We start from the raw sequence: 12,098 nt of genomic DNA, 5'->3' as shown, positions 1-12,098 counted from the left end.
GTTCCTGAAGACGATGCAGGCGCCGCCGCTCTTGCGGACTTCAAGGCAAACGGCCTCGGCCTCCTGCCGGGTCGGGCGGCCGATTCGGGCCGTGTATCGTAGCCTTGTCCCGAAGGCACGGTTGCGTTCCTTCTGAATCAGCGGCTTTTCCTTGTTCAGCGGCGCGGGCAGGGATCGAACGGCCGACAGGAACAGTCTGACTGCCACCGGCTTCTGGAAATGTCCCGCCAGTTGCGCGCCCCACGGCGCCCAGGCGCCTTCCGCTTCAAATTCCAGCGTCTTGAGGCGCCGCGTGTCGGCAAGCGCGATGCAGGCGTCCTCAAAGGACTTCTGCCCGTCGAGGCGCAGATCGACGGATGTGGGCGGGTTGTCGCGCCAGTCCTCGGCCGCATGAGCCGTGATATCAAGGACGTAGTTGCGGGTCTCCTGCGGCAGGCTTCCGGTTTTCAGGAACGTCCGCAGTCCGCCTTCGCCGGCATTGTAGGCGGCGGCGGCCAGGCCGAGGTTGCCGAAGCGATCTCGCAGGTCATCGAGATACTCGGCCGATTTCTTCAATGCCTCCAAAGCGTCGAAGCTGTTCGATAGGCCGCGCAGTCTTGCGGTGGAGGGAATGAATTGCGCTATTCCTTCCGCGCCCTTCGGGCTGACCGCATCAGGGCGGAACCGGCTTTCAGTCCAGATCAGTCGCGCAAAGAAATCTGGCGGTAGATCGTTCTCGCCGGCGAAACGGGCCAGCGCCCTGCATATGTCGCGATTGAAGCTGGCCTCGCGGACGCAGAACGTTCCGGTGCTGGTGGCTATTGAGTAAGTACAAGGCGGCACGCGCCATTCAATCTGGGCGATCGCGGCATCCGTCGGCATGCTGGCCACCAGCCCCCCTGCAGCCAGCAAGGCAAATCTTCCCCTGTCCCGTCTCCGTCGCGCGTGCCACATCGCTCCCTCATACCACCGATGCGAAACGAGAGGGAGATGCCTACTTATTGCGCCGGCAGGTTGCCACTCGTAATCTCAAAGATTTCGAGACGACAGGACGCGACCTCAGCTTGCCGTGGGAGTTCTGATCCCAATAGATCTCCACTTAAGACCCCAGACGGGAAGGCGTCCACAGGCCTGCGGCCTTGGGCAGATTGATCCTGAAGCGGTTGCGGCGGCGCTGGTAGCGGCGGGTCATCTCGGCGCTGCTGTGACCGAGCTGCTTTTGGACATACCGTTCGTCGACCTCGGCCGAGGAGGCCAGGCCAGCGCGCAGCGAGTGCCCGGCGAATTTTTGCCCGCGCTCTGCCTCGGAAAGATCGCCGCGCACGCCGGCGGCGAGTGCTGTCTTCTTGACGAGGCGCGCGACCTCCTGATCATTCAGCCGATCCGGCCCGACATCTTTGCTCTTCCCGGTCACGCGGCGGAAGAGGGGACCTTTGGCGAGCTTGGCGAATTTGATCCAAGCCTCGAGCGCAGCGACGGGGCAGGTGGTATCGGACGAGCCGCGGCCGATCTCCACCTCGCGCCAGCCAGTCTTGCCGCGCAGAGCTAGCAGCGCGCCCTTGTCGAAGATTTCGATCCAACCGCGCCCGTCTTCTGTCTGGTCGCGGCCGAGGTCCAACCCCGTGATCTCCGAGCGGCGCAGGCCGCCGGCAAAGCCGATGAGGAGCATCGCCCGGTCGCGCAGGCCGCGCAGCGAACCGCGATCGAGTGTTTCCAGCATGGCGATCAGGTCTTCCGGCAGGATCGCTTCACCTATCGCGGTGAGGATGTCGTCCAGGCGCTGGAATGCATTTGCAGGAAGACTGGGTATCCGAAGACGATCAGGGTCGACAACGGCAGCGAGTTCATCTCACGGGATCTCGACCTTTGGGCCTATGCCAACAACGTCACGCTGGAGCCCGGAAAGCCAACGGACAACGGCTTCATCGAGGCGTTCAATAGTAAGCTCCGCGCGGAATGCCTGAACGCTCATTGGTTCCTGACCCTTGCGGATTCACGCGAAAAGTTGAAGACTTGGCGTCGATACGACAACGAGGGCCGTCCTCACTCGGCGATCGGTTACAAGGCTCCGATCCTGCTGCATAATCCCGGTGGCGATACCAGCCCGCCATCGTGATAAGAGCCGGAAAACTCCAACTCCCGACGGTCCGAGGTTGGGGCTCAGCGCAAAAAAAACCAAGACTCTCCTGAAAACTGGAGGGAAGATGGGTCTTAGGTCAGTTGCCCAACCCTGCGGCATCGGAACGCGAGTCTCTATCGTAGACCAACGCGAGCGCCAACAGACATCGTCTGGGCTGGGTCGTTTGTCTGCCGCGCCAACCGCGACAAACCTTCCCCATCAAAATCGTCAAGCAATGAGATTCCTGATCGCATCGCAGGCCTCGGTTTGCACCAAAGTTTCAGTTTCTCCGCGCCGTGGGAAGTCGAAAGAGTCTATATAATCGAAGCGGCCTATGAGACCCAACATCAATCGAGGAGCGGCCGCCATTCTTGCTGCATTCTCCAAAGCGCTGGTCGACTACGGCATCTAGATCGCGCCCCGTAGACGGTGGATGGAGTGATGTGTTATCTGATGGGGAATATTCCATTTGAAGTTTTACGCGATTTCTACCGGGGGGACGGGCGATGCCAAATCATGCCTACAAGAATTTTGCCAACGTCAAGGAGCGTGTGGCTTGGGAGAGCGCAGTTCTTTTGGCGATGAAATACTTGCCTCAGATCGTCAAGGATGCGAAGGCGAACACCAAGGACATCTCGACGCGAGCCTACAGCATATACTTCGGAGCTTATGACAAGACACGATGGGCGAAGGTTATCGGCACGCTTTCCGCGATGGACTTTGCACTGCAGTCGGGCGGCATTACCTTTGTGCGCACGTCCACCGGTGGCGCGGACGAGTGCGCGGCGACGAGGCCCCCCTACGGCAGCTGGAAAGATCAGACGCCGAAGCAGGTGGCCGACAGCTCGCATGCGCGGCAGGATGCCTACACCATGACGGTCGGCGACGCGTTCTACAAGGCCAAGAACAGCATCGACCTGACGCTCAAGTCAGCCCAGTTCAATACGGTCTGCCATGAACTGTCCCATCTGGTGTCGGGTGACGTCGACGACCCGGTCTATGGGGATGCGGAGTCGCGCCTGCTTGCGCGGAGCGATCCCAACACCGCCGCCAAATGCGCCGAAAACTATGGATTCTATTGCGAGATGGTCTATTCGGCACTCGCACCGGCACCGATAGTTCCTGCGGCGCCATAGCAATCCGTCATAGGCGCTGCAGTCTCGCACTGGAATTTGTCAACGGCGGAGTAAAGCCCGCCACCAAGCCCTAACCTTGCCTTAGCTGCGCGCCGTTCGATAATCGCATTGATAGACTGCGGGGCAATGCGTCCCGCGCGATATCGTTTACCATCGGCCGATCGCCCGAAACACGCTCCCTCTGCCGAAATGGCTCCGCACCGCAACTTCCCGCTACCGCCCCAAATACAGCAATCAAAAACCGCCGGAGCGAATTCAAAACTGGATAAAACTTGGGGGCAAGGTCAGAGCCGATCCGAAACATACCTCCAGCCGAAGTTGACGAACGGTATTGCGCTATGCTGGACGAACTAGGCATGGCTGGATATCTTGAAACACAAGGCCTCCGGCAAATCCGGGGCGGTTCAATCGTCAGATAGTGAAATTGGCAATGGATTCGGTTGGATACGGGGGCAAGACACAGGGGCTCGACTTTGGAGACCTCAGAATTGATGCGGCGTGCATGTTCGCGCATCGCAAGGGGCGCACAGTTCAGTTCACCCGGAGTGAGCGGGCCCTGCTGCTGGTCTTGATGAGCAATCCGCGCCGCCTTATGACCCGCAGCCGTCTGCTGGACGAGATTGCCACCGGGACCTCCGATCCATCCGACCGCAATATCGACTTTCTGGTCAATCGGCTGCGGTCTAAGCTCGGCGACAATGCCAAGTCGCCGACCTTCATCGCAACGCAGTATGGTGAGGGCTATCTCTGGATTGCCACGCCAGCGCCGACCATGCCGCCCGACACTTTCCTGGTCATTGGCTCGACGTCCGATCTCGAAGAACATCCGTTTCGCGGGCAGGCTTCGTTGTTGATGGATCGGCTTCGGGACGCGATTTCTGACGGCATTGGTCCCGAGCGCAAGGTGGTTATCAATGCGGGGAAGGAGTTGAGTGCCGCCCATGACAGGGCGCGATATTCCCTGCAGGTGAGCTTCCACGCGGCCCACGGACGCCTGAGTTGTGCGGCCGCTTTGCGCAATATGCCGTCGAAGCGCATTCTGAGGACATTCCGGCTGCAACTCGATATCCAGGACGATACGTCATTTGCAAGCGAAGCGTCCCAGGTTCGCGATGGCGTTGTCGATGCTCTCAATCAATCGCTGAAAGAGGCCTCCAGCGGCCTCGGCATACCTGAGGACGAAGCGCTTGAGGACCGGCTGCAAAGCGCTTCAAGACGACTTTCCGCCGACAATCCAAGCTGGCTGGCCAATGGCAGCCAGCTTGGAAGAAACCGCGCGCAGAACCCGCACGATGCCGATGCAGCGCTGCAATGGTGCTTGCATCTGTTTTCGCGGCTCGTCCTGACCGAGCCCTTCACGGGAATGAGCCTGCAAGAGCGGGATGGCATCGAAACCGAAATCGAAAGCACGGTACTGGAATGCCTGCCCGACATCGAGAGCAATCCTCTGCTGATGCTGGCAGCGGCCAAGCTTCTCTATTTCATCAACCGCGGCCACCTTGACCTCGCCGAGGAAATTGCCGGGCGCGCCTTTGCTCCAACGCAGGATTTTACAGCCGCCCTGCCAATCCTTGGTCAACTGAAATATGCACGTGGACGTTACGACGAAGCGGTCAAGCTCTTCGACCAAGGCATCGCAATGGCGCCCTCCGGCTCGGAATTTCACTGGCATATGCGGGTCTTGAAATGCCTTGCTTTGGTGGCCGGAGGGCATAGCGGCGCTTCGGCGGCGCAGGCCACGGATATTGGCAACTTTAGCGCTAGCAGTCTTCGCGAAATCAACTTGATGCTCGGGTGGACAACCGCGTCGCCGGATAAAGCATTGCCACCCGAAGAGGAGCAGGCGCTGCAGGAACTTGGTGCTGCGGGTGCCGCCAAGGCGCTCGAATATCTGTATTTTACCTCCGCGCGCCATATCATCACGGAGAATGGCCGCGCCAACGTGATGCGCAGCATGATTGCGCATGTATCGCGATTGCACGGCAGGCAAGCCATTCCGGACTTTATCCTGCGCGGCAGCGGGGCTGCTGGTTCGCCCTGAGAAAATAATCCCGTCTCAAATACTGAGCAAACAATTTGTTGGTACGCACGACGGCCGACCTTCTGTCACCGTCGATCCAGCATTGATGTTCGCGTCCCATAGTTTTTCGCAAAACTCTCAGTATTTTCAGGGGGCACTATGACTATTTCACCACAATCCACCGCAGTCGCCGTTGCTACCAGCGCAGCAACTGAAACAAATCCGAACGTCATTGCCAGACCAGCGGGCGGATGGATTAACGTCTGGTGCTCTAATGACGGGAGTAATCTCCTCGATTATTACTACCAAGCCTACAATGAAAACGGCACGACGGACGGCGGCGTTGTAACCTTGGCCAGCGACCTGTTGATGACCCAGACTCTCCAGGTCGCCGTAAAAAACAACGGCACAGTTGTAACCTCCGGCACGAACACCTCGATCGCGGCCCTGTCAGATGGCGGACATGTGGTCACGTGGACGGTACGGGCCCTCACCAGCGAGGTCCGCCAGCAGCGTTACACGGCAACTGGCGCCCCCAACGGCGCCGAATCCCAAGTCAGCGCCTCGCCGGCCAATGACCAGGTCCAGAGCGTCGTTACCGGGCTTAAGAACGGCGGGTGGGTCGTCACCTGGCTCGCCGGCGACGGGAGCAGTTACGGCCTGTATTCGCAGGCATTCGGGGCGAACGGCGCCAAGGTCGGCGCCCAACAGCAGGTCAGCAGCGTCACGCTCGGCAATCAGTCGGGCCAGTCCGTGACGGCTCTCGACGGCGGCGGCTTCGTCGTCACATGGACGGTTCTGACCCAGGGTGCCATCGGCAATAGTTTTGCGCGCATATTTGGCGCCGATGGCCAGCCCAAGGGCCCTGACATCCAGGTCGGTACGGCGGAAAGTTTCGGCTCGCCCGACGTCACCCAGCTTGCCGGCGGCGGTTTCGTCGTAACCTGGGCCGATTTCGGAGGTAGCAATATTCATGACATCTTCGCGCAGGTGTACAACGCCGATGGCAGCAAGAACGGCGGTCAGCTCCAGATCAACCCCACGGATGGATGGCTGTCTGATCCATCGGTGGCGGCTCTGGCCGGCGGCGGTTTTGTCGTTTCATGGGACAGCGGTTCCGACATCTACCAGCGCGTGTTCAATGTCATCAACGATGCACCGACCGGCATTGACAAGACCCTTACGCTCAGCAGCAACACGCAGACCCACACGTTCTCGGCGGCCGATTTCGGCTTTACGGATGCCAATAACCACAGTGCGTCGGCGATCATCTTCACCACGCTTCCGGACAATGGAACGCTGACCTTCAACGGGCAAAACGTTGGCGTCGGCATGGTGATCAACGCCAATTTCATACACCAGGTGGTTTACACACCGGCGACGAGCGGCACCTCGGGCACCCGGGAGCTCGGCCACTTTACCTTCCAGATCGTTGACAATGGCGGCACCCTTAGCGGTGGCAAAAACACGGACGCCACCCCCAACACCATTACCATCAACCAGCTTTTCAATGACACGCCGGCGGGCACAAATAATACCTTCACGCTGCGAGAAGAAAGCCCGAAGACTTTCAGCGCCGCTGATTTCGGCTTTGTCGACAGCGATGGCGGCAGCTTGAAGGCCGTCATCATCGTTACGCTGACGGCCACCGGCAGCCTGACGCTTGACGGCGTCAAGGTCCTGGCGGGCCAATCCATTGCGGCGGCCGATATCGGCAAGCTGATCTGGACGCCCACTGCCGCTTCCGTCGCTGCCGGCACAGACGCCTTCACCTTCAAGCTGCAGGACAATGGCGGCACGCCCAACGGCAGCAAGGATACGGACGCCTCGCCGAACACGATCGGCCTCACGGTCAATTTCGTCCACAACTCGCCCTGGAGCCAGGACAAGACGTTAGAAATCCAGGAAGACACGTCGTACACGTTCAAGGTCTCGGATTTTGCATTTTCCGATCCCGGTGATCCTTTCGACCCGGACACCTTCACCGGGATAAAGGTCTCACCCCTTTGGGGTGACCTCAAACTAAATGGGGTGGACGTTGAGGAAGGTCAGTTCATTGCCGTAGCCGATATCAACAAGCTGGTGTACACGGCTGCCGCCGATGACTACGGACAATACGGGCTTTACATGGCCTACCTCGTCGTCGATGACGGAGACACCAGCAATGGTGGCGCCAACATCGGCAACGACCCCGGGGATTTGAGCCGCATACGGATCGACGTCGTCTCTCTCGACGACGCCCCAACGGGCACGGACGCGCGGTTGACGGTGAATGAAGACACTGCCTATGCCTTCTCGGCAGCAACGTTCGGCTTTTCGGATCCGAAAGATTTTCCCGCTCAGGCCTTCACCAAGGTCATCATCAAGAAGATCAATGGCAACGGCGATTTGAAGCTCGACGGCAAGATTGTCGTCGCCGGGCAGACGATCGCTGTCGACAAGCTCAATACCCTGACGTTCACCGGCGACAAGGATGGCTTTGGCTCCAACTACGCCTCGATTGAATTCGCCGTGGTCGATGGCGGCAGCAACACGGGTGGCCACAAGAACACCTCGCTTGGCAATACGCCGACCTTCGACCTGCTCGACGTCGTCGACACGATTACCGGCACCTCGATGGCCGATAGTCTAAAGGGCACGGCGGGTGTCGAAATCATCACGGCCGGGGCGGGCAACGACATATTGAATGGCGGCGGCGGCGGCGACCGGCTCGATGGCGGGACGGGAAACAACACGGCCTCCTATGCCGGCGCATCCAAAGGGGTGACGGCGAGCCTGACCAGCCCATCGATCAATACCAACGACGCCAAGGGCGACGTCTACATCTCGATCGAAAACCTGACCGGAAGCAGCTATGCCGACCTCCTGGCCGGCAATAGTGGCGCCAACCTCCTGATCGGCGGCTTGGGCAACGATACGCTCAGGGGCGAGGCAGGCGATGACACACTGAACGGCGGTGTCGGCGCCGATAGGCTCGAAGGCGGAACTGGAATCGACACGGCCTCCTATGCCGGCGCGTCCACAGGGGTGAGGGCGAGCCTCATCACGCCTTCGATCAACACCAACGACGCCAAGGGCGACATCTACATCTCGATCGAAAACCTGACCGGGAGCAGCTATGCCGACAGCCTGACCGGCAATGCCGGCATCAACGTCCTGGCCGGTGGATCGGGCAACGACACCCTGTTTGGTGGTGCCGGCGGCGACCGTCTGGATGGCGGATCTGGAACCGACACGGCCTCCTATGCCGGTGCATCCAAAGGGGTGAGGGCGAGCCTCATCACGCCTTCGCTCAACACCAACGACGCCAAGGGCGACATCTACATCTCGATCGAGAACCTGATCGGCACCAGCTATGCCGACAACCTGACCGGCAATACCGGCGTCAACGTCCTGGCTGGCGGTTTGGGCAATGACCTGCTGTTTGGTGGTGCCGGTGGCGACCGTCTGGATGGCGGATCTGGAACCGACACAGCCTCCTATGCCGGTGCATCCAAAGGGGTGAGGGCGAGCCTCATCACGCCTTCGATCAACACCGCAGACGCCAAGGGCGATACCTATGTGTCGATCGAGAACCTGATCGGCACCAGCTATGCCGACAGCCTGACCGGCAATGCCGGCACCAATCTCCTGGCCGGTGGGTCGGGCAACGACCTGCTGTTTGGTGGTGCCGGTGGCGACCGTCTGGATGGCGGATCGGGCACCGACACGGCCTCCTATGCCGGCGCAACCACGGCGGTGACGGCGAGCCTGACCAAGCCTTCGATCAACACCGCAGACGCTAAGGGCGATACCTATGTGTCGATCGAAAACCTGACAGGGACAAACTATGCCGACAACCTGACCGGCAATACCGGTGCCAACGTTCTGACCGGTGGTTCGGGTAACGACACACTCAGGGGCGAAGGCGGTGCTGATACGCTTTATGGCGACAAGGGTGCCGATGATCTGTACGGCGGCGCCAGCAAGGACACGTTCGTGTTCAAGGCGATCACGGACTCGACGGTTGGGACTTCGGGCCGCGACACGATCTTCGATTTCACCTCAGGTTCCGACCGGATCAACCTTTCCGGGATCGATGCCAACACCAAGGTGTCAGGCAATCAGGAGTTCAGCTTTATTAGTACTGAAGGCTACCATGGCAAGGCCGGCGAAGTGCGCGTCGTGAAAAGCGGCAGCGACACTTACGTTTACGGTGATCTCGATGGTGACAAGAAGAACGATTTTGCCATCCATATCGCCGGCAATGTGGACCTCAAAGCAGGAGACTTTCTGCTTTGAGGGTGATGCCAGGTTAATTCTGGCGGGATGTGATCAAGCATTGAAGTCTGCCCCTTCGGCACGGAGGAATGGCTCGGCCTGGGCAGATTAACATGCTGATAAATTTTGGTTTCTTCGGTGTGCTGGGGTCAGCCTTCGGCGCCGATGGTGGGGGCAACGCCACGCCGAAGCACAATCGAGGCCAAAAGCGGCGAGTCAAACTGTCCCTCCACGAAGCCGAGTTCGCCTTCTCCGAGCACGACAGCATCTCCACTGGGGCCGACCTGAAGTTCAGGACTGCCATCGATAGAAAAATGCAATCACTGAATGCGGCGGAGGCGGCAATGGCGACGATAAATGGAACAGCAGGCAACGACAACCTGATCGGCACGGCTGCGGACGACATCATCAACGGTATGGCAGGCGACGACACGCTATACGGGGGGGATGGAGTCGACACCTATCTGTTTTCCGCCGGTTGGGGCAAAGATGTCATCGACAACCTGGACTTTAGTAATTCATTCGACTCAATCGTTTTCGATGCCACCGTCGCCGTTACCGACATCGCGATATCGTGGTCGGTCAATCGCGACCTTATCCTGACGAATATCCACACGCAGGACCAGATTACAGTCACATCCTACGACAATCCCAACGCCACGATAGACGAGATCAAGTTTGCCGACGGCACTGTCTTTCGCCCTCCAGTGATCACTTCGAATGGTGGCGCTCGCGAAGCAGAATTGGAAATTGCCGAGAACATCAAAACGGTATCGACTATCACCGAGCGGCACAGCAGGCCGGTGACCATCACTCTCATCGATGGTTACGAGGATACGTCCCTTTTCGAGCTGAACGCGACGACCGGAGCCATTTCATTCAAGAATGCTCCGGATTTTGAGAATCCTTCCGATTTCCTGAAGCAAAATGTCTACCGATTAGGCGCGATGGTCGAGGACGGGTTTGGTTTTAGAGACTATCAGTATTTCTACATTGTGGTGACCGATGCGAACGAAGCGCCTGTCATCAACTCGAACGGCGGCGGCAATTCGGCCTCGGTCAACGTCGCCGAAAACAAGACGGCGGTGCTGACTGCAGCAGCGACAGATCAGGACAATTCGACCACCACCTGGTCGATTTCCGGCGGCGCTGACAAGGCGTTGTTCCAGATCGATGCCACGACGGGTGCCTTGTCATTCAAGTCGGCGCCGGACTTCGAGGCCGCCAAAGACAATGGCAAAAACAACGTCTATGACGTTACAATCAAGGTTACGGATGCCGGCGGGCTGAGCGACACGCAGGCAATCGCCGTGAAGGTGACGAACGTCAACGATGCGCCGGTGATCAGCTCGAAAGGCACTGGTACTATCGTAGCGGTCATGGCCGAAAACGGTAAAGCGGTCACGACGGTCAAGGCTGCCGATCCCGAAAAGACAGCCATCACCTGGTCGATCTCCGGCGGTGCCGACAAGGCCCTGTTCCAGATCGATGCGAAAACCGGTGTTGTATCTTTCAAGTCGGCACCCGACTTCGAGGTGCCGAAAGACAGTGACAAGGACAACATATACGACGTGATGGTCAAGGCGACCGACGCGGCTGGTCTCAGCGACACGGAGTGGTTGGCCGTGGTGGTAACCAATGTCAACGATGCCCCCGTGATCAGCTCGAACGGTGGCGGCAGCAAGGCCTCGATCAACGTCGCTGAAAACGGAAAGGCGGTGACGACGGCCAAGGGAGCCGATCCCGAAAAGACGGCACTCACCTGGTCGATCTCCGGTGGCGCCGACAAGGCACTGTTCCAGATCAATGCCGTGACGGGCGCCTTAACATTCAAGTCGGCACAAGACTTCGAGACCGCGAAGGATAGCGGCAACAACAACGTCTATGACGTGACGATCAAGGCAACGGACGCAACCGGTCTCAGCGATACCCAGGCACTGGCCGTGACCGTGACCAATGTCAACGAAACGCCCGTCATCACTTCGAACGGCGGCGGCGCTAAAGCTGCGATCACCATCGCCGAAAACGGAAAAGCGGTCACGACGGCCAGGGCAACCGATCCGGATAAGACGGCGGTGACCTGGTCGATCTCCGGCGGTGCCGATAAGGCCCTGTTCCAGATCGATGCGAAGACCGGTGTTGTGTCGTTCAAATCGGCGCCGGACTTCGAAACTCCGACGGACGTTGGCGAGAACAACGTCTACGACGTGACCATCAAAGCTACGGATGCTGGCGGCCTCAGTGATACCCAGGCGCTGGCCGTGAGGATCACCAATGTCAACGATGCGCCCGTGATCAGCTCGAACGGCGGTGGTCGTCAGGCCGTGGTCAACGCTGCTGAAAACGCAAAGGCGGTGACGACAGTCAGGGGGATGGATCCCGAAAAGACTGCACTCACCTGGTCGATTTCCGGCGGAGCCGATAAGGCACTGTTCCAGATCGATGCGAAGACCGGCGTTGTGACGTTCAAGTCGGCGCCGGACTTCGAAACTCCGACGGACGTTGGCAAGAACAACGTCTACGACGTAAAAGTCAAGGTAACGGACGCAACCGGTCTCAGCGATACCCAGGCACTGGCCGTGAC

At 59.2% G+C, this 12,098-nt stretch carries 5 protein-coding genes and 2 pseudogenes; 5 read left to right on the top strand and 2 right to left on the bottom strand.

What is annotated here, in order from left to right:
* Positions 1–933, bottom strand: a 933-nt coding sequence (locus ACT6VE_RS33640; RefSeq protein ID WP_444802522.1) for a lytic transglycosylase domain-containing protein, incomplete at its 3' end; no start/stop codon positions are given.
* 145 nt (positions 934–1,078) lie between these two features.
* Positions 1,079–1,729: pseudogene (locus ACT6VE_RS33635) on the bottom strand (tyrosine-type recombinase/integrase); the annotation flags it as partial.
* Between ACT6VE_RS33635 and ACT6VE_RS33630 the strand changes: the two are divergent.
* The 5 genes and pseudogenes from ACT6VE_RS33630 to ACT6VE_RS33610 form a co-directional block, all read left to right on the top strand.
* Positions 1,724–2,095 (top strand): annotated as a pseudogene (locus ACT6VE_RS33630) (integrase core domain-containing protein); the annotation flags it as partial. The pseudogenes ACT6VE_RS33635 and ACT6VE_RS33630 overlap by 6 nt on opposite strands.
* 509 nt (positions 2,096–2,604) lie before the next feature.
* On the top strand, positions 2,605–3,234 hold the full coding sequence (locus ACT6VE_RS33625) for a M35 family metallo-endopeptidase (RefSeq protein ID WP_444802521.1): 630 nt from the start codon (positions 2,605–2,607) through the stop codon (positions 3,232–3,234).
* Between the two features lie 430 nt (positions 3,235–3,664).
* Entirely contained in the window at positions 3,665–5,275 is a 1,611-nt protein-coding gene (locus ACT6VE_RS33620; protein ID WP_444802520.1) for a winged helix-turn-helix domain-containing protein, read from the top strand.
* Positions 5,276–5,623: 348 nt separating this feature from the next.
* Complete coding sequence (locus ACT6VE_RS33615) at positions 5,624–9,535, top strand: hypothetical protein (RefSeq protein ID WP_444802519.1); 3,912 nt, start codon at positions 5,624–5,626, stop codon at positions 9,533–9,535.
* A gap of 92 nt (positions 9,536–9,627) precedes the next feature.
* A partial coding sequence (locus tag ACT6VE_RS33610) for a cadherin domain-containing protein (protein WP_444802518.1) occupies positions 9,628–12,098 on the top strand: 2,471 nt, incomplete at its 3' end.

The organism is Shinella sp. (assembly GCF_052438155.1).
Lineage (GTDB): Bacteria > Pseudomonadota > Alphaproteobacteria > Rhizobiales > Rhizobiaceae > Shinella.
Note: the sequence above shows the minus strand (reverse complement) of the source record. Positions and strands in the feature narration are given on the sequence as shown.